Source organism: Paenibacillus sp. FSL R7-277 (assembly GCF_000517965.1).
Classification (GTDB): Bacteria; Bacillota; Bacilli; order Paenibacillales; family Paenibacillaceae; genus Paenibacillus_AQ; species Paenibacillus_AQ silagei.
Genome location: NZ_ASPX01000054.1, coordinates 77,965 through 96,490, shown reverse-complemented (window position 1 = coordinate 96,490; position 18,526 = coordinate 77,965). Strand labels below are relative to the sequence as shown.

Here is an 18,526-nt window from a genome sequence, read left to right as displayed (position 1 = left end):
CCTGAAAATCTGTAGTTGATCCTTATTACCCCGAATTCAGATCAGTGAATTATAAAAGTTAACATAATGTTGATTATGTTACTCAATGGCACTTCTCACATCCTCATCTCCCCGAACGCAGAAACTCCCCGATCCTCCGGGCGGCTTCCAGCAAACGTTCTTCCTCCTCTACCAGTGCAATTCGCACATACCCTTCCCCCTGGCTGCCAAAAGCATCTCCCGGAATAACCGCTACTCCGGTTCTCAGCAGCAGGTCATGCGCGAAGCGGCGCGAGCTTCCGGCTTCACCCTTACTCCCATAGGCATCCGGCAGCCTTGCCCAAATAAACATAGTAGCTTCCGGCGAGGGCAGCGCCCACCCTTCAAGATGCAGCGCTTCTACCACAAGGTTCCGCCGCCGCTCATACAGCGCAGCCACTCCTTGGTCCGACCCGGAGTCCATCGCCTGCTCCAACGCCACAACCGCAGCTTCTTGAATCGGCTCGAAGACACCGTAATCGACATTGCTTTTCAGCTCCCGCAGCGCCCCGACGGCCTGCGCATTGCCCGTCATGAAGCCGATGCGGCATCCGGCCATGTTGAAGCTTTTGGAGAAGGAATGAAATTCAACGGCGATATCCCGCGCCCCCGGTACCTGGAGGATGCTGATCGGCCGGTAACCATCGAAGCCCATCTCTGAATACGCCAGATCATGCACGACCAGCACCTCCCACTTACGGGCAAGCTCCACGAGCCGCTCCATATAAGCCAGATCCACAGTAACCGAAATCGGATTGCCGGGAAAGCTGAGCAGCATAAAAGATGCTTCCCGCCAGACCTCATCAGGAATACTCTCCAGATCCGGCCGGAACGCATTCTCCTCTAGAAGCGGCAGCGGCCAAGACCTAACCCCCGCTATTGCGAGCGCTCCTGAATAAATGGGATAACCAGGGTCAGGTACAATCGCCAGATCACCGGGATTGCAGATGGCCAGGGCCAGATGCGCCAGCCCGTCCTGCGAACCCATCAGGGACACAATTTCCTCCTCCGGGTCTACCTCCGCGCCAAATCGCCACTGCATCCATCTCGCCGCCTGATTGCGCAGCGCTGTACTCCCCTTGGATGACGGATAGGCATAACTGTCTTCCCGCAGTACTGCTTGACTTAATGCCTGACGGATCTCCGGCAGAGGCGCCCGGTCCGGACTGCCAATTCCAAGATCGATGATGTCCAGTCCCGATTGCCGGGCTTCTGACTTCCATGCCGCCACCTCGGCAAAGATCGATGATCCCAGATGAGACAGTTTGTCTGATCTCCATTTATGCTGCTTGCTACTATGAATCAATGGACTCCCTCCAGCGTATGTTTTTCAATGCCGTTTCCACTTGATAGTATAGCACGGGTTCCACACTCCGAAGAGGAGAAAGAACAGACAAATTCTCTGCAACACTCATTGTATGGGTATTAATTCCATTATTATTATATTATTCTACCGAAATCGCTCTATTTAAGCTGATAACTAGTGCGGGAATTGATATAAAATTCGATTTGAAGTGAAACAGCGTATAATTTATGTTATACGCTGTTTTTTGGAGGCGATTTTGTTTGTTATTAAGGTCATAGGTATTCGATTATTACAATGTAATAGAATACATACACCAATTCCTGAGACTCCCCATACAGCAATAAAAATGCATCTCCGTCGAATCGCTACCGGCTCCCGGGCATAGGATAGAGTATTACAGATGAAAGTGGGAATATACATGTCCAAGAATAAGCGCGGTAAAGCACTTTACACTACCCCCTCCCGGGCCAGGGGCACCTGTCCGATCTGCGGGAGCACCCGGATTAAGCTTTTGTATTTCGGTAAAGGCCCGGAGGGTGAGAAGCTGACGGTCTGCAAGAAATGTGACGGCAAGCAGCAGCAAGCGGTCTGAACTACGGCTTAAGCGCTAACCGCATCACGCACAAAAAAACGGCCTGCTCCCCCCTTCAGGAGAGCAACCGTTTCTTTGTGCCTACTGAAACCCTGATTTCACCCACAGCTTGGAGATATCCAAAAATCCAAAGGAGCCGGGCTCCAGTCCGAACAGATTCTGACTTAATTGCGCTTTTTTATTCATATGACAGCCATACAGTACCCAAGCGTTATCTCTCAGCTTGCCTTCGGCCAGCTCCAGTACCTCTGCCCTCTCCCCGGCGGCCAGCCGGGCGAAAGGCTTCAGCACCTCTGTGAGCTCAGATTTCTGGCTGTCCAGCAGCAGGTGATGCAGATAATTCGACTCATTGCGAAAATAATTAATCATCCCCCACTGCCAGTCATCCTCCAGTACTTCTTCGCAGATCACAAGATCCGCTTGGTTCACCAAGTCCGGCAGATCATAATCCCCTAAAGGATACAGCTCAAGCTGTAATCCAATTTTCCTGCTGCGCTCCTGCAGCCAAATCGCCTCATCCTGATCCTCTTTACAGGCCCGGTAGGCCAACTTAACTGCCTCTCCTCTGTATCCGCCTTCCTCAAGCAGCGCCCGCGCTTCCTCCAATTGCGGCTCAGCGAACTCATACTTGCTGCTCTGCCAGGGAAGGAAGCTGTCTGCCGGCATAATCCGGTTGCCTCCCAGCTCACGAATCAGGGCAAGCTGATTATAGAGGATACGCATGGCCTGCCGGACTGCAGGATGATGGTGTACGCCTTCTTTTCTAAAATTAAACAGAATGTATCTGCACCCGACAGCCGGATAATCGATATTGTGACTCCTCCCGTCCTCCGCTGCCGGCAAGCTGTTCAGACTGGTACTGGCACCCGTCAGCTGATATTGTCGTACCCCCGAGGCCAAATGCGGCAGGTACCAGATCTCGACCCGGTCCAGCAAAGGGCGTATTCCATAGTAGAAATCGTAGGCACCGAGTACAAGCACATCCTGACTCAGATCCACTACCTGATAAGGCCCCGTGCCGACCGGATGCACAGCGAAATCCACATCGTATGGAACAATCGACATATAGATCGAGCTGAACAGATGCAGGAAGAAGAAATTAGGCTGCACCAGATCAAACCGGATAACGTAATCCCCCTCCAGCTCTACATGGATGATGTCTTCAAAATGACAGATCGCCGGACTTTTAAGCCCGATCAGACGCTGGAGGGTTTCTTTTACATCCCGTGAAGTCATCATGCGGCCGTGGTGGAATCGCACCCCCTTGCGCAGGTAGAACAGGTAGCTTGTATTGCTCTCGTTAGCCTCCCATGTATGAGCCAGACCCGGCAGGAAGATCCCATTCTGTGCATCATAGGTAATCAGGGTACTGCAAATGTGTCCCAGCAAATAGGTCTCAAAAGCGGTGTATACGGTGGCCGGGTCCAGCTTCTCCATCGCACGGTTACGGGAGATTCGCAGCACCTCCTGCCCGGATATGGAGCCGGGTTCTCTCCAGAAGCCCATTTGCTTATCGAGAACCGCCAGCAGGCGTTCTTTGAGCGGCTCGTTAACCGGGTATTGACCAATCAATTCGATGGCAGGCTTAATCCGGCCTTTGCTGACCAGCTCCTGAAATCTCTCCTCCAGCACCTCATCTATATGACGCAAAAAAGTCATCTGCGAGCGATTTCCTCTCCCTCTTCCGGGTATCCAGGCAATCAGCTGCTGCTCCTCCAGCTTCCGCAGAATAAACTTCACATTGCGCGGTGTGCAGCACAGGATACCGGTCAACTGCTCAATCGTCACCGGAATCGGCTGCTGGAGGTTATATGCCGGAGCCAGGGCTGCGGTCAAACAAAGATAATGTGTACTGCTGGTATCCATGTTCTCAAGCTCCTTTTAAAAGGTGAAAAGTGACATGTAATTCTTACACTTTTATTTCCCCCTTTGTTCTATACAATTATACATAATCATTCGCTAAGAAGCATGCTTCAAATTCAAACCATTGACTAGGAGACAGGGATTCAAATGAAACAACATCTGCGCCACATTCACCCGCTGGCCTGGACCATCATCATCGGCACGATGTTCGGCCGGCTGGTTACTTCAATGAGCATTCCTTTTCTCTCGATCTATCTCACGCAGGTGCTTGGAGCTTCCGCTACCCAAACCGGGTTCACGGTGGCCGTCAGCTCGCTGGCAGGGGTAATGATCAGCTTCTACGGCGGTTATATCTCGGATGTGATCGGGCGCCGGATCGTTATGCTGGTGTCCGTGTTTGGCTGGGCCTTAGTCTTCTTCGGCTTCTCGGCAGCGCAGCATATCTGGGTCTTCTTCCTGGTGAACACGCTCAACGGACTGTGCCGCGCCGTATTTGAACCGACTTCGCGGGCATTATTGTCAGATATCACCCCGCCGGAGCAAAAGCTGCTGGTCTTCAATCTGCGATATGCCGCGGTGAATCTGGGTGTGGTCTTCGGCCCGATTATCGGCCTCCAACTCGGCTCCGCCAAGTCCACCTTCCCGTTCGTGATCGCAGGGATCGTCTATATCGCTTATGGACTTGTTCTGTTCCTGCAATTCTCGGTGCACCGTGCCAGCCTGCCTGTTCATGGAGAAGTGCGGACGCCGAAGCTGCTCGATGCGCTCGCGGTCACCGGAAGGGATAAGGTATTTCTGCCTGTTCTGCTGGGAACTATCTTCTGCGTCCTCGGGTATGGCCACTTTAGCTCTACACTGGCGCAATTTCTGGCGATGAACACCCATTTCAGCAATGGCAGCCAAGTCTTCTCTTACATGCTGTCGCTTAATGCAGTCACGGTGCTGGTCGTACAGTATCCCATCGTGCGTACAGCCAGCAAGTTCGCGCCGATTATCCCGCTCATTCTGGGCAATGTCTGCGTAGCCCTTAGTCTGCTGCTGTTCGGAATGCCCGGAGGGGTGCCCCTGCTGATGTTCAGCGTGGTCCTGTTCACGGTCGGGGAGGTTCTGCTCTTCACGATGATGGATATGCTGATCGACCGGATTGCCAAGCCGGAGTGGAAAGGCACCTATTTCGGCACGATCGGCTTCAATAATCTGGGCAGCGTAATGGCACCTATTCTCGGAGGACTGCTGCTGGATCAGTTCGGCGCTCTGAACGGGCCAGCTGTGTTCGTACCGCTTGCGCTGACCACGGCGCTCGGCCTTCCTTTCCTGATTACCGCGCATAAAAGACTCCGCATCCGCGAGCTTGCTGAAGTAAGTGCGCAGCGTAAGCTTGGTGCTTGAGCTATTTGAGACGAAAATAAACCCCAGACCTGCGTAAAGCGGATTTGGGGTTTATTAATATATACTTATCATTGTTTTAACTCTTGTGATCGTTAATAAGTTAACATAATAATTATTATGTCGCAAATAATAATTATACTGCAACTAAACGCCGCTGCACTAGCCCAATGTGGTCGGTCTTCCGACTACATTCCGCCCACGAACCCTCCTAGTGTCCAATGTGGTCGGTTTTCCGACTACATTTCGCCAACGAACCATCCCAGTGCCCAATGTAATCGGTTTTCCGATTACATTCCGCCCACGAACCCTCCCAGTGCCCAATGTAATCGGTTTTCCGATTACATTCCGCCCACGAACCCTCCCAGTGCCCAATGTGGTCGGTTTTTCGATTACATTCCGCCCGCGGACCATCCCAGTGCCCAATGTAATCGGTTTTCCGATTACATTCCGCCTACGGGACCATCCCAGTGCCCAATGTGGTCGGTTTTCCGACTACATTTCGCCAACGGACCATCCCAGTGCCTAATGTAATCGGTTTTCCGATTACATTCCCGCTCCGCAGCTCTATAAAACTACTCCATCCCGCTTCAGTTGCTCCTGCAGCTGAAGGATATCGAGCGCCTTCGGCTTCATCCCTGCGGCAGCCGCGAGCGCCGCGGCCGTTCCGGCCGCCTGGCCCGTGGCCATGCAGCTTGGCGTCAGCCGGGTGGTGGCCAGCGCTTCGTGCGAGGTCGAGATGCATCGGCCTGCGGCCAGCAGATTGGACACATTGGCGGATAGCAGACAACCGTACGGAATATCGTACGCGCCGTCTCCGGCGATGAAGGAGGCCGTTACCCCCTTGCCGGACGGATCGTGAATGTCGATCGGGTAGCCGCTGCGGGCAATGACATCACTGAACTTCCGGCCTTCTATGACATCTTCTTTGGTTAGCAGGTAATGCCCTTTAATCCGCCGCGATTCGCGAATGCCGATTTGCGGCGCAACCGCTGAGATCGAGGCCCGTTCGAAGCCTGGAACGTCGCGCTTCAGAAACTCGGACATGAGTAGCACCTGTTTGCGGCCCTCCTGCTCCGCCAAGGTCAGATCCTCCGCATTCGTTGCATCCAGCCCCTGGACACGGGTGCAGTTGATCAGCACCTCGTCGTCTGCAGGACCGGTAAAGAACAAAACCTGATCACGGTTGATCGGCACCTCAGCCCGTTTCCATTGCGAGTAGAATCCGCTTACCCCGGTGAGCGGCAGGTCCGGCAGCTCGGAAATCGGCGTTTTGCTGTAGAATTCTTCGGGGTGGCTGATCATATACGCTTTGACCTTGTGCAGATCAACGCCGCGCATTCTGAACTTCATCGTCATCGGCTGGGAACGGTTATCCCCCTCCCGGCCTTGCAGCGTTTCGGCCCCGGACAGCTTGGCGACATCGGCATCTCCGCTGCAATCCACGAAGATGCGCCCCGCTACAGGCGTACGCCCGGATTTATTGGTCACCACCACATGTTCAATCTCGCCGCCGATGACTATCACCTCATCCACAAAGCTGTGCAGCAACAGCTTCACCCCGGCTTCGCGCAGTATATCTGTAGCTACCACTTGATAAATCTCAGGATGGTACGGTGTCAACGTATGCACGAAGCCTACCGTATCACGCAGGTGGCCCGGCGAACCGCCGTTTGCCTGCAGCCGGTCTACAATTTCCTGGGCGATGCCCTTGATAACCTGCTCGCCGCTATCGGTATGAAAGGTCATCCACGGATAGACCATAGCAGCGGTAGACATCCCGCCCACGAATCCGTAACGTTCAATGAGCACCGTCTGTGCCCCCAGCCGTCCGGCAGCAATGGCCGCCGTGATTCCTGCCGGCCCGCCCCCTACGATAACGACATCTGCCTCTATTGCAGGATTCATTTCATCTACTCCTTTTCGGTGTGTGCTATTCCTTCAGCCCCGTCATGGCTACGCCCTCGATGAACCGCTTCTGCGCCATGAAGAAGACGATCAGCAGCGGCACGGTTGCCATGACAGTGGCACTCATCAGATAATGCCAGGAAGTGCCCACTTCATCTGTAAACAACGATAATCCCAGCGGCAAGGTCATCAGCTCACGCGTATTAATGAAAATAAGCGGGTCGAAGAACTCATTCCAGATGGACACGAACGTGAAGATCGTCAGTGTGGCCATGCCGGGACGGGCAATCGGCAGCATAATTGTCCAGTAAATGCGGAACCGGCTGCAGCCGTCGATCATCGCCGCCTCCTCAAGCTCAGTGGGTACGGTAATAAAGAATTGCCGCATCACGAAGATCCCGAACACGCCGCTTGCGCCGAAGATCGGCAGCAGAATCAGCGGCAGATGCGTGTCAATCCAGCCCAGGTCGCGCATGAACAGGAACATCGGGATCGCCGTCACTTCATGCGGGATCATCATGGCGCTGAGCAGCACCAGAAACACGGCATTTCTGCCTGTGAAGGGAATTTTGGCAAAAGCATAACCGGCCAGCGAAGCGAAAAACACCGTTCCCGCCACGACGACAAACGAGATATAGACACTGTTAAAATAGAAGCGGTGAAACGGGATCAGTGTAAAGACATCCACATAATTCTGAAACTGGAATACCGGCGGAATCAGCTGCGGCGGGTAGGTGAAAATATCCTGCGGCCGTTTGAAGGAAGTGGACAGCATCCACAGAAACGGAACAAGCATAATCAGCGATACCGCCGTTAATGCAGCATACACTCCTGCTACAGACCACTTTTTGCTGTTGTTAGGCGTCGCCTTCATTGAATACCCACCTCTTTCGCAGCTGCCACTGCAGCAGAGTCAAGATCAAGACGACAAAGAACAACACAAATGCCAGCGCCGAAGCGTAGCCCATCTGAAACAGCTTGAACGCTTTTTCCCAGATGTAATAGACCAGCACCTTGGTGCTGTTACTCGGTCCGCCCTGGGTCATGACATAGATCTGGCCGAACACCTTCAGCGAGCCGATTACGGTCATCACCACGGTCAGAAATACGGTGGGCGTAATCATAGGAAGGGTCACGTTGAAAAAGGTTTTGGTCTTGCCTGCCCCATCCAGCTCAGCCGCCTCATATAACGAACGCGATACCTGCTGGATCGCAGCGATAAATAACACCATATTTAGGCCCACGTTCTTCAGTACACTTGTCACAATAACGGCTGGCATCGCCAGTCTCTCATCATACAGCCAGGCGGCTCCTTTAATGTTGAACAACATCAGCAGCTGATTGATCAGCCCGGAATCGGTGGCGAACATATACTTCCAGACGATGGACCATACAATCAGCGAAGTCATTACGGGAACGAAGATCGCGGTGCGGAAGATGCCGATTCCCTTCAGGCTTCGGGATAACAGCAGCGCCAGCATCAGAGCCAGCACAATGTTAAACGGCACCAGACCCAGCGTGAAATAAGCCGTGTTGCCGAAGACTTTCCAGAACAGCGGGTCCACCGCAATATCCTTGTAATTATCCAGACCGACAAACCGGTGCCCGCCAAGCAGCGGCCAGTCATTTAAGCTCATATAGAGCGCTTTCCCCATTGGAAATAACAATAATAACGTGAAACCAAGCAACATCGGCGATATAAAAAGCCATCCGGTCACCTGTGCCTCGCGGGCAAGCGGACCCTTGTTTCGTCTCTTGACCTTTCTGTTCATGCCGGAATTCACCGCCCCCTAGCTCAATTTGTCTATTGCACCACGGAACGAGCTAACCGCACGCCGCAGCTCATCCTCTGTCTTGCCCGTCACCACCGCGCCTAACATGATCGCTTTCACTCCCGCGCGCTGCAAGGACGGTACATCTCCTGTAACCAGCTTACGCTGGGAAGGCACCAGCACGGGAAGACCGGAATGGTCGGCCAGATACCGGTATTTCAGCAGGTCTGCGAAGCTGAGGGCCGTACCGTATTCGCTGCCAGGCACAATTGAAGCTTCAAGCGCCGTGATCCCGAATTGCGCCCCTGCCTGAACCTGACTAAGATCATAGGTGTCATTAATGGCAAAGGTCTGATCCAAGCCGTGATCCTCCAGCATGAAGGACGGCAGATGATGGGCATAGATCGAATAGAAATCGAACCCGAGCGGAGCAAGCCGCCTAATCTCTTCTTCCGCCACACCTTCTAAGCTGCCTGAAGGAACTACCCCCAAGGGACCGTCAAAGGTAGAGCGGATCTCGCTAAAAATGTCTTCATAGCTGTCAAGCGGACCGAAATGCGTACCACTGGCCCGGTGGCCAACATTAAAATGAACCTTCAATGCATCCGCGCCTTCCTCAAGCGCTGCCTTTGCCAGTCTTACATCATTGGCAGGAAGGCTGATGATCAAGGACAAGCCGCTTTGCTCCAATCTTTGCTTCAATTTACCCATTGTATTTCGCTCCCCATTTCGGGCGGTCCGTCTAGCCGGACGCCGCACTCTGCTGAACGCCACTTGACGGCCCCATGCCCGGAATCTTATTTCAAAATAGCCTCGACATCGCTCTGCATCTTCGCCATGTTGTCCTTGGCGGACGCGGACCTGCCGAACAGGCGGTCAAAGCCTTGCAGCACCGCATTGTCGATATCCTGCCAGCGGATGTGGCCTGGAATGATGCGCGCCTTCGGCATTTCATCGATAACCGCTTGCACGATGTGCTCAGCTGGCGGGTTGTTCGGCTGATTCAGGAACGCATCAGAATTGAGCACCGATGTGCGCGGAGGTACGAAATAAGTGGATGTCGCCTCAATGCCTGACTGGCTGGCGAACAGCTTGAGCAGCTTTTTGGCTTCCTCCGGATGCTTGCTGTCCTTGAACAGCGTATAACCTGCTTGGCCCAGCATCGGAACACTGCCTGCGGAGCCGGACGGCATCGGAGCAATGCTCCATTCAAACCCTTTAATGTCACGCGCTTTCGAGACATAGCTGTAGTTGTCGAAGAACATGCCCAGATTCCCTGCGTCGAAGCTGATCTGCTCGCCTGCTTTCGGGTGGGATTCGTCCTCATACATCATCCGCTCCAGCAGCTCCATCGTTTCCACGCCGTACTGGTCATTCCAGGTGAACGCGGTCAGATCCTCATTGAACGGGCCGCTTCCATAAGACCACGCGTACGAAGATAGAATCGCCCAGGTCTTCCAGTCACGGAAGAAATTCGCGCCATATACCCGGCCCCCAGCGTCTTTGACAGCAATTGCTTTGGCCGATTCCTCAAAGGTCTTCCAGGTCCATTTCCCTTCGGAGGCCAGCGTATTCGGGTCTGTCAGGTTCGCCTTGTCGAACAATGTCTTGTTGTAGAACATGACCACCGGCGGTGTTGAGAACGGCAGGCCCAGCAATTGATCCCCGTCCCGGAACAAGTCTAGTGTGCTCGGAATATAATCGTCCAAGTTAAAGGAAGCATCGTCTTTGAAGGAGGAGACATCCGCCAGAATCCCGTTAGCCTTGAACTGCGGGATCATCCGCTCCGAGACCCAGGCGATATCCGGAAGGGATTTCCCTGCGGCCAGCACCGATATTTTCTGCTGATAATCCGTGAATGGCACCGAATCCATAGTCACCTTAATGCCCGGATTGTCTGCTTCAAATTGGCTGATCAGCTTGTTGTACACATCCATATGCCCTTGATTGCCCCACATTAGAAACTTTAACTCCACATCTTCCTGTTTCCCGGAACTCTCGGCATTTCCGCTTGCTGCGGGCTTGGCACAACCTGCCGTTAAACCCAGCAGCATGGCTGAAAGAAGCACTGCTCCTGCTTTTTTCATGAATATCCCCCTTTGATATGTTAGTTTTAATGACTCTTTCAGTATAAAGGAGACGTATTCGCTGTAGAAATCATCCAAAATACAGGAATGGTTCGTTATATTTATGTTTTACGTTAGATTAACTAACACTTCACTCTTGACTATTAAATTGATTGCGGTATTCTCCACCCGTCATCCCCGTCTGCTGCTTAAATACCAGCATGAAATGCTTCGGGCTTTGATGGCCGGATAGGCGGGCGACATCATAAATTTTGAGCTGGGTATGGCTGAGCAGCCACTTCGCACGTTCCATCCGGGAATCGGTTACATAGTCTGAATAATTGCAGCCCGCCTCCCCCTTGAACAGCTGGCTCAGATACGTAGCGTTCAGATTGACATGGGAAGCTACCGTCTGCAGGCGCAGATCACCGTCAATATGCAGTCTGATATATTCCTTAACATCCCGTATGATCTTGCGTGTATCTCCTCCGCTCTCCACCCGCAGCGGGCCTGTCGTTTGTTCCAGGGAAGATATGCCATGACGGTTATCGAGCAGCAGCCGTGCTTTTTCCATCACACTAACCAGCTCATGACGTTCGACCGGCTTGAGCAGGTAATGGAGGACACCGTATTCAATGGCTTTTTGGGCATATTCAAATTCGCCGTATCCGCTCACAATAATGACCAGCAGCCCGGGATACATCGACTTCACCTTTTCGGCCAGCGCCAGTCCGTCCATTTCCTTCATGCGGATATCGGTAATCATCACATCCGGCAGCTCGGACTTTAAGTACAGGAGCGCCTCCCGTCCGCCCGGCATTTCAGCTGTCACCTCGAAAAAGGGTGCCGACCGGCTAATCAACTCGCGCATCCCTTGTCTAATCACGATTTCGTCCTCTACGAGCAGCACTTTATACATCCTCTTCTCCCCCTGATTCCGGTATCGTTATCGTAATGGTCACGGCCAGCCCTTGCCCCGGACTTCCGTCAACCGTGAGACTCCCGCCTTCCCCGTACAGCAGCTTGATCCGCTGGCCGATATTGCGCAGCCCCAGACTTTCCTCCTCACTGCGCCGAAGCGAATCCATGGAAGGATCTTGTTCGATCTCCCGGTTCAGCGCCGTGAGTTCCTCCTCCTCTAAGCCGTTCCCGTCGTCACGCACCGTAATCAATAGCTCGTTGTCAAAACGCAGCGCTGACACCCAGATCGTGCCTTCTTCGCGTCCGGCGATCCCGTGATCGATGGCATTCTCCACCAGCGGCTGAATGGTGAGCTTCGGAATGCGTAGATGCTGCACTTCCTCTTCAATCTCGTTATGCACCGTCAGCTTACCGCCGAAACGAATTTGCTGGATACGCACATAGGAGTCTACGAACGCGATTTCCTCTCCCAGCGACACGAGCCGGCCGGCCTTGTCAATGGTATAGCGAAGCAGCTTGCCCAGTGCGGATACCATATCGGATACCTCATCATGCCTGCGCTGAACGGCCATCATATTGATCGATTCCAGCGTATTATAGATAAAATGCGGGTTGATCTGGCTCTGCAGGGCAGACAGCTCAGCCTCCTTCTCCCGGAGTCCAATCACGAGTACCTCATGAAACAGGCGGTTGATTTCCTCCATCATCTTATTAAATCCGCGCCCGAGCTGCCCGAATTCATCTCCCCCCAGCGGACTGACCCGCATGTTGAAATCCCCCCGCTCCACCCTGGACATATTGCTCTTGAGCTCCACTAGAGGGAGGGTGATCCGGTACGATACCGCATAAGCGAGCAACAGCACCGTCACCAGGCAAAAGAGGGCAAGCCATAACGTAAAAATCATCATCGCACGTGATTCCTTCAGCATGACTCCAATGGGGGTCAGGCCGATGACGGATAAGCCGGAATACGGGGACTTATGGCTGACAAACAAATAATCTGTGCCTCCCAGCCTCTCCCGCTCCCCGCCATGCAGCTCCTTGATCCGCCCGGAGCCCATAAGCTCGCCGTAGGCCGACTGCCCGTTATCCGGCTTTTGCTCATACAGCAGCCTCTGTTCTCCGTCGATAATCATCAGGTTCGTAGACTCTTCAATCTTCAGCTTAGAGAAGACGGAGCCGAAGGCTGACTGCTTAGCGTCAATGAGTATGTAGCCCAGACGCTTCAGCGTTCTGGGTTCCTTGATCACCCTGGCTACCGAAATATAAGATGAGGGGTCGGTTCCGGCATAATAAGACGGATGATGCGGAGGAAGAAGGATCCATTCGCCGTCTGACCGCTTGAGGGCGCTGAACCATTCGTCATGCCTGCCATCCCATGAGGTGTTGACCGCCAGCGGCTCCACGTTGGAGAACAGGGTTCCGCTGTTGCTCAGCAGATGGATACCCCGGATTTCAGGACGATCGTAGGCCTGTGCAGAGGTATAGAGCTTCATTTTCTGATAATCGTCCGACAGCGCCCATGTGCCTGAGCCCATAGGACCATCGTATTTAGCCAGAATAGATAACACCTGCTCGTCATACAGAGGCATCAGCGACAACCGCTCCAGATCCTTAAGCAGCCTGTCCAGATTGGCGTTGGCCTGTCCGGCGACATCCACCGTATATTGCTTTGTTTTCTCGTTCAAGGTGGAGGAGAAATGACGGTACGTCACCATCCCCTGCACACTTAACGGCAGCAGTGTCAGCATGGTGAACAAGAGCAGCAGTCTGGTACGCATTTTACTTCTTCTCAACCGTAGGATCAGCCCCCGCAGCATCTCATGCCCTCCTTTTGTCAAGTTATCTGACATCCAAACCTCTATACAGTTTATCGTATAATGTTCCGTAATTGAATTCTATCCTCTTATGTTTGGAAAAGGTACGGTTCAACAAAGTCAATAAACCCCAAACCTGCTGAAAAGCAAGGTCTGGGGTTTATTATTTTTCACTCTTCGATTGTAGAATAAGTTAACATAATGTTGATTATGTCGCCTTATTTCAATTATACATTTTATCCCACATTCGTACTTGATTGCTGACATACTCTCTCAGCTCTGGCGGCCCCACAATTTCAGCATGAACCAATAGCGGCAGCACCCTCGCACAGGCCGAGCTATAATCGTACATATTCACAGTAAACAGCCAGGCATCTCCATCAGATCCGGTATTCATAACCTCCAGCCCCTGCAACATCTGCTCATTCTTAACACGGGTACGGATGACCACCGGATAGAACTCCCGCGCTCTGCTGGTCTGAACGAAGGCTTGCTCTGCTTGACTCCAGTATGCCTGGAGGGAGAACTGCTCAGGGATGGCATAGGTCTCGTCCAACAAAGTAACGGCAGTGAACCGTTCGCATTTGAATGTTCGGACCCCACCTGCTCGCTCACAATAGGCGGCAAGATACCACTCCCCCTGCTTCACGATCAGTCCATAGGGCTGCAGCTTCCGCAGCGAGCTCTCTCCATTCACCTTAAGATAATCTGCCGTAATCTTCCGCCCCCGCCACACCGCCGTGCGCAGAGTCTCAAGATATGGCACCGCTACCTGACCGCTCCACCACGGCGTATCATCGAACAGAAACCGGCGCTGCGCGGTACGGATATCCTCCTGGTAGGGTGCGGGTAAGCTTGCTTCCAGCTTCAGGAGCGCATTTTTGAGCAGCAGACTGGTCTCTCCTGAACCGCCCGCCGGCATTCCCATCCCGGTCAAAAAAAGCTGGACCACCTCTTCCCCCTGCAGCCTCCGCAGATTCACCGTATAGCCTTCCATGAGCGAAATCCCGCCGTTCGGCCCGGTGGTGCTGACCAGCGGGATTCCAGACTCCGCCAAAACATCGATATCTCTGTAAATGGAGCGGACAGACGTTTCGAGGGCGATGGACAGCTCGTTCGCCTTCATCCGGCCCCGGGATTCAAGCAGTAAAAGTATAGCAATCAATCGGTGCAGCCGCATGCGTCTCCCCCAAACCTTCTTATTCCTCATCTATTCTTGCCACTCTGTTGTCAACAATACTGCGTTAAGATGAATGTATCAAAATCAAGGAGCTGCTGCAAATGAATATTGGCATATTGGGAACTGGATTCGGGGCGTATCACGCCTCTCTGCTGAAGCAAATGGAGTTCGTGAACAGGATCGTGGTCTTCGGGAGAAATGAGGACAAGCTGCTGAAACTGAAGGAAGAGCTGGGGGTAGAGATTACAACATCCATCGAGGACATATTGTCTGATCCCGGAGTGGATGTCATCGATCTCTGTTTGCCTTCTGCGCTACATAAGATCTATGCGGTAGAGGCGCTGCGACGGGGAAAACATGTCTTTTGCGAGACGCCGGTTGTTCTGGAGCCTGAAGAAGGACGGGAGCTGCTGGACGCCGAACAGCGGTATGGCCGCAGAATCCTCGTCAATCAATTCATCAAATTCGATTATGCCTATGAATATCTGGAACAATCCGCCCGTGAATCCGCCTACGGCCAACTGCTGCATGTCAGCTTCCGCAGGGAGACCGCACCGGTGTGGGGGGATCTGGGCCTGTCCGCCATCGCTGCCAATCTGATGATTCATGACCTGGATGCTATCGCGTGGCTGCTTGACACACCTGTACCCACTTTCGTCTGGGGGACCTCTGGAGGTATGGACGGTCAGGCGCTGGTTCATGCTTCTTTCGCGAAGGCCGGTGTTAGTGCGCAGTTAACCGTCTCTTCACAGATGCCGGAAGCGTACCCGTTCACGGTTGGTTACGAAGCGTATTTCGAGCGCGGCAAGCTGGTATTTCATGAGACCAATGCTGCGAACGGAGAGGTTGAAGCCAGCCTGACCAGCTATACTTCTGAGGGCAAGACGGCTATCCCGGTAATCCCGAACAATCCTTATGAGAAAAGCCTGCGGCATGCCCTGCTCTCTTTGCAGAACGGGACCCTCTCCCAACTGTCATTGCAATCTGCACTGAAGTCCGTGGATATGGCCTCTAAGATGACGGATCAGCTTATTTAAAGTAGAGTCTTCTGACACTGCCGGCCAAAGCCTGGCCTATGCAGGCTTAACAAATAGCTCCTCAGAAAGTTGTATTGGGAGAGGGACTTAGTTGGATTTTCTCCACTTGCTGAAGATCGAATCGCCCAGGATGGGGTAACAATTGGAAAAATGGCACTTCTTCAGGCAGTTTCCCCGCAAATAAGCATAATTGCCTCCAGTAGATGCTGTTTTTCCAATTGCTTAAGGAAATCAATCGGAAAGCGTTGATACAAGATACATTTTTCCACGTGTTTCAGGATTCAGGTGCGAAACCTCGCCCGGGTTGACAGCGAGAACCTGTTTTGGCAGGGGGTGGGCCTTACTTTTTCCTTTTGTTAGTTGCTAAGTTAATGTGGTGTGCCGGATTTAAGCGTAGTAATTAGGAGAGCAGGTAATTTTGTTTTCCTATTATGAATTTTTCATATAATGAAATATTATAATTATAGGGGGTAGATTTATGTTAAATCATCATGCGATGTTTGGGGCTAGACGTTTGGCGATTAATCGGTGAGGGGATATGGTTCAAGTTAACATAATTATTTTTATGTTACTTTGCAGTCCCTGCTTATTACAACTATCCCTCGTCCCCTACCCTACTCGCCTGCCGATATCGTATGCGCGAAACGCTCCAGCTTATCCATGGACAGCCCGCCTCCGGTCTTGTGCTCCTTGCCTTTTACCATACGTATAATCCACTTATCGAGCGCAGATATCCGGTCCGGGTAGATCTCATCGCCCATGATCTCCCTGGCAAGCGCCTTGTTGTAGATAATCTCAGGGTAAGCCTGCTTCAGTTCCTCCTCCCCCTTCTCCCCTGTCATTCCTGCACAGATGAACAATCCCAGCCGTTTGGTTAAAAGCTCTTGCTTGTGCGTTGCTGTGAATGCAGTCATCTCCTTCCGGATTCTGCCATAGTAGATGGAGCCGCCTAGGATTACTGTGTCATAGCCAGTTAGAACCGGCAACTTGCCAGTTCTCAGATTCACCACTTCGGCCGCGTTCAGCCTGGCTTGCAGCAGTAAAGCGGCTTTTTCCGTACATCCGTATTTGCTTGCATACACGATCAATATCCGGTTGCTCACTTAAGTCCGCCTCTATTCTATAGGTAATGGGCTTGCAGGTGGTGCGGGTTCCTGCGCGTTGCGCAGTACAAGAATGAGACACCAGATGACTGCCAGATTGAAGATTGGGAACAGGATCAACTCTACCATCGAGACATGAACTCCTGCCCTCAGCATCCCAATCATCATCGAGGAGATGGAGGTCAGCAGGGTGGCGGCTTTTACCAGGACGACTGGAGCCAGAAGGTAACCATAAGACTGCCTGCGGACGAGCAATGCCCCTGTCAGAACCATGAGCGGAAGCAATACAGCTAAATCCAGTGCCTGAATCACCAGCGTGGTGTAATGCTCAAGCCCAACAGGTGCGGTTCCATTCCGCCAGCCGCCGGCAATCCGGCCCAGCCATAGCATAATAATCAGGAAGGCGATCAGCAGCAGGATGAAGCCAATGCTTACCCCCGGAAGCTTCGTCTTCATCAACACCCCCTCCCGCTCCACCGAGCGAAAGACCAAAATAAATGCAAATAAGCTGCCCGAGAACAGCAAGACGTAAACCAGAAACAGATCATTATACATGGCCAGAAAACTGTATGAAGCATAGGTATAGGTGAAGTATCCGAGCGCTCCGGCAAGCAGCAGCCGACCCCGGATCGTTCCTCTGAGACTCAGCAGCAGGGATACGAGCAGCAAAGGAATACCCACCACTAAAGTAACGCCATCCTGAGCGATCGCCTGGGCTGCTGCGGACAAAGAATCATTCTTGTAGATTCCGCTTCCGTACAATTCAATCTGTTCTCCCCGGATGGATGTGTAGATTGGATGGCTCCCCCCTTTCTCAGCTCCTTCCCCTGAAAATAGCCCGATGCCTGACGCAACAACACCAAGCACTATCACCATCCACGTTAAAAAGGTAATGGTTCGTCTATGGCTCATTCTAATCCTCCTATCCTTGTGCAATATGCACCATGGCTTCTATGTGCCGGGTAATCAGAGCCTCCTTCTGCGCCTCAGGCAGATTCTCCTCCACCATCAGCCTCATAATCAGCCCGAATGCTGCGCTCCAGATGATCTGGGCGGTGAGCTCAAGCTCCCTCTCCTCACAGGAGGCCATCCCGCTGAATTGACGGAGCGTATCACAGAGACCTGCGATCCCGCTGCGTTCCAGGGCAGCCCCCTGATGCAACACCCCGGTGTGGCTAAGCACAGACGGCGAATCATTCAGCATCATACTCCGGTACTGTGAGCCTTCTGCGGTTGTGATTTTAATGAACTGTCTCAGCGTTCGTCTTAAGCGCTCTTCTGGAGATGTTTCATCCGGCGAAGTTTCCGATCCGGCAATTAGTCCGCCCATTAACTCCCGGTAGCCCCGCTGAAGAAGCTGCTCCACAATGTCCTCTTTTCCCTGAAAATAGTGATAAATAATGCCAGCCGAATACTCCATCCGTTCAGCGATTTTGCGAATCGACAGCTGCCTGATCCCCTTCTCCGCCAGCAGCTCGCCAGCCGTAGTCAGAATCAGATTACGCATCGCTTCGCGCTCCTGCTCTTGTCTCTCTGCTTTGCCCATGATCGTTAGAC

General features: G+C 52.8%; 15 protein-coding genes and 1 pseudogene. 3 read left to right on the top strand and 13 right to left on the bottom strand.

Annotated elements, in window-relative coordinates; translation table 11 throughout:
* Positions 1-103: 103 nt before the first annotated feature.
* Complete coding sequence (locus C173_RS16645) at positions 104-1,324, bottom strand: aminotransferase class I/II-fold pyridoxal phosphate-dependent enzyme (protein ID WP_036726535.1); 1,221 nt, start codon at positions 1,322-1,324, stop codon at positions 104-106.
* 418 nt (positions 1,325-1,742) lie between these two features.
* Between C173_RS16645 and C173_RS34685 the strand changes: the two genes are divergently transcribed.
* Positions 1,743-1,916, top strand: a complete 174-nt coding sequence (locus tag C173_RS34685; protein ID WP_200869554.1) for a hypothetical protein — start codon at positions 1,743-1,745, stop codon at positions 1,914-1,916.
* 81 nt (positions 1,917-1,997) lie between these two features.
* Here C173_RS34685 and C173_RS16640 read toward each other — a convergent pair whose 3' ends face one another.
* Positions 1,998-3,782, bottom strand: coding sequence for an ABC transporter substrate-binding protein (locus C173_RS16640; RefSeq protein ID WP_036726533.1), 1,785 nt, complete (start codon positions 3,780-3,782; stop codon positions 1,998-2,000).
* 144 nt (positions 3,783-3,926) lie between these two features.
* On the opposite strand from C173_RS16640, the gene C173_RS16635 reads away from it, so the two are divergent.
* Positions 3,927-5,168, top strand: coding sequence for an MDR family MFS transporter (locus tag C173_RS16635; RefSeq protein ID WP_036726532.1), 1,242 nt, complete (start codon positions 3,927-3,929; stop codon positions 5,166-5,168).
* Positions 5,169-5,732: 564 nt separating this feature from the next.
* Here the strand turns inward: C173_RS16635 and C173_RS16630 are convergent.
* The 8 genes and pseudogenes from C173_RS16630 to C173_RS16595 all read right to left on the bottom strand — a co-directional run.
* Positions 5,733-7,082, bottom strand: a pseudogene (locus tag C173_RS16630) (FAD-dependent oxidoreductase); the annotation flags it as partial.
* Positions 7,083-7,098: 16 nt separating this feature from the next.
* Positions 7,099-7,947: a carbohydrate ABC transporter permease gene (locus C173_RS16625; protein ID WP_036726528.1), complete on the bottom strand. Its 849-nt coding sequence runs from the start codon at positions 7,945-7,947 to the stop codon at positions 7,099-7,101.
* Positions 7,931-8,845 carry a carbohydrate ABC transporter permease gene (locus C173_RS16620; RefSeq protein WP_036726527.1) on the bottom strand — a complete coding sequence of 305 codons (915 nt, stop codon included), beginning with the start codon at positions 8,843-8,845 and terminating at the stop codon, positions 7,931-7,933. Before C173_RS16620 ends, C173_RS16625 begins: the two co-directional genes overlap by 17 nt.
* An 18-nt stretch (positions 8,846-8,863) precedes the next feature.
* On the bottom strand, positions 8,864-9,556 hold the full coding sequence (locus C173_RS16615) for a hypothetical protein (RefSeq protein ID WP_036726525.1): 693 nt from the start codon (positions 9,554-9,556) through the stop codon (positions 8,864-8,866).
* A gap of 86 nt (positions 9,557-9,642) precedes the next feature.
* Positions 9,643-10,932, bottom strand: coding sequence for an ABC transporter substrate-binding protein (locus tag C173_RS16610; protein WP_036726523.1), 1,290 nt, complete (start codon positions 10,930-10,932; stop codon positions 9,643-9,645).
* 130 nt (positions 10,933-11,062) lie between these two features.
* Positions 11,063-11,830, bottom strand: a complete 768-nt coding sequence (locus C173_RS16605; RefSeq protein ID WP_036726522.1) for a response regulator transcription factor — start codon at positions 11,828-11,830, stop codon at positions 11,063-11,065.
* Complete coding sequence (locus C173_RS16600; protein ID WP_162174697.1) at positions 11,823-13,613, bottom strand: cache domain-containing sensor histidine kinase; 1,791 nt, start codon at positions 13,611-13,613, stop codon at positions 11,823-11,825. The genes C173_RS16605 and C173_RS16600 overlap by 8 nt, the downstream gene beginning before the upstream one ends.
* Positions 13,614-13,872: 259 nt before the next feature.
* On the bottom strand, positions 13,873-14,814 hold the full coding sequence (locus C173_RS16595) for a helix-turn-helix transcriptional regulator (RefSeq protein WP_327196458.1): 942 nt from the start codon (positions 14,812-14,814) through the stop codon (positions 13,873-13,875).
* 116 nt (positions 14,815-14,930) lie between these two features.
* Between C173_RS16595 and C173_RS16590 the strand changes: the two genes are divergently transcribed.
* Positions 14,931-15,866, top strand: coding sequence for a Gfo/Idh/MocA family protein (locus C173_RS16590; RefSeq protein WP_036726516.1), 936 nt, complete (start codon positions 14,931-14,933; stop codon positions 15,864-15,866).
* 614 nt (positions 15,867-16,480) lie between these two features.
* On the opposite strand, the gene C173_RS16585 is transcribed toward C173_RS16590, so the two are convergent.
* Genes C173_RS16585 through C173_RS16575 form a run of 3 tightly spaced genes read right to left on the bottom strand, consistent with a single transcriptional unit; the run spans position 16,481 to position 18,515 of the window.
* Positions 16,481-16,969: a flavodoxin domain-containing protein gene (locus tag C173_RS16585; protein ID WP_036726515.1), complete on the bottom strand. Its 489-nt coding sequence runs from the start codon at positions 16,967-16,969 to the stop codon at positions 16,481-16,483.
* Positions 16,970-16,981: 12 nt separating this feature from the next.
* Entirely contained in the window at positions 16,982-17,881 is a 900-nt protein-coding gene (locus C173_RS16580; protein ID WP_200869553.1) for a hypothetical protein, read from the bottom strand.
* A 10-nt stretch (positions 17,882-17,891) separates the two neighbouring features.
* The gene (locus C173_RS16575; RefSeq protein ID WP_036726513.1) at positions 17,892-18,515 is read right to left on the bottom strand and encodes a TetR/AcrR family transcriptional regulator; all 624 of its coding nucleotides are present in this window, start codon (positions 18,513-18,515) and stop codon (positions 17,892-17,894) included.
* Between the last annotated feature and the right edge of the window lie 11 nt (positions 18,516-18,526).